The sequence below is a fragment of the Bradyrhizobium sp. USDA3010 genome, from assembly GCF_056429065.1.
In genome coordinates this window covers 1-1261 of sequence record NZ_JBWJZD010000122.1, presented here as the reverse complement: position 1 = coordinate 1261, position 1261 = coordinate 1, and the positions used below count along the sequence as shown (strand labels likewise).

The window sequence follows — 1261 nt, the reverse complement described above, 5'->3', positions numbered from 1 at the left end:
GAAGCATATTTTTGTGCTGCATGGAGTTGACGCGGCGGAACAGCCGGTGTTGCGCAAGAAGCTGTCGCGCAAGCAGGTGCTTGAGTTTTTTGCCAAGCTTCCGCCGACGGTGATCGGGATGGAGGCCTGCGGCGCGGCCCATTACTGGGGGCGCGAGCTTGGCAAGCTTGGCCATGAGGTGAAGCTGATAGCGCCGCAGTTGGTGAAGCCTTATGTGCTGCGGAACAAGAACGACGGGCGAGATGCGGATGGGGTGTGCGAAGCGATGGGCCGACCGCGGATGCGGTTTGTGCCGGTGAAGAGCGCCGAACAGCAGGCCGCGCTGATGCTTGCAGGTGTCCGCGACGGGCTGATCGGCCGCCGTACCCAGCTCAGCAATGCGATCCGCGGCTACGCGGCGGAGTTTGGCCTGATCGCGCCGAAGGGGTTGGACAAGATCGAGCCGCTGTTGGCCCGGATCACGCAGGACGAGAGCGTTCCCGCTATGGCGCGCGAGCTGTTCGCCATGCAGGGCCGTGACTATGCGCAGTTGCAGGGTGAGCTGAAGGCGGTCGAGGCCAGGCTGCTGGCCTGGCACCGGGCCAACGCCACCAGCCGTCGTCTGGCCCAGATCCCCTCGGTCGGTCCGATCATCGCGACCTCGCTTGTGATGAAGACGCCGGACCCGCACGCCTTCCGCTCCGGCCGCTTGTTCGCGGCCTGGCTCGGCCTGACGCCCAAGGACCATTCCACCGCCGGCAAAACCAGGCTCGGCAAGATTACCCGCGCCGGCGACGAGACCCTGCGTCGCCTGCTCGTGGCCGGTGCGACCGCGGTGATCCGGCAGGCAAGGCTCGGGCGCGGCCAGCCCTCGCGCTGGCTCGTGGCGTTGCTCAGGCGCAAGCCGCCGAAGCTTGCGGCCGTAGCGCTCGCCAACAAGGTGGCCCGCATTGCCTGGAAGCTGATGGCGACCGGCGAGAGCTATGATGCCGCACGCATGAACGCTGTCACCTAACAGTTCGGCCGGCCGGACGCAGCGCTCGCCGGCTGAACCGGAGCTGCAAGAGCAGATGGAATGATCGATCGATCCAGAACGCGAGACAAGCCGCGGGACCCATTGGCCTTCACAAGGTCGCCAGGTTGTTTGGCACTCGCGTCGCGGAAACCATCTTGGCCCAGCGATCAACACGATCGCATCAAACAGGCCGGACATATGGATGACAGCGATCCGACCAAGCCCAGAACGCTCTTGTGCCACGGGGGCCGTCCACATATGGGTCCC

General features: G+C 65.5%; 1 protein-coding gene. It reads left to right on the top strand.

Features of this window, described 5'->3' with window-relative positions; genetic code table 11:
* Window positions 1–994, top strand: a 994-nt coding sequence (locus AC066Y_RS43205; protein WP_478279132.1) for an IS110 family RNA-guided transposase, incomplete at its 5' end; no start/stop codon positions are given.
* Between the last annotated feature and the right edge of the window lie 267 nt (window positions 995–1261).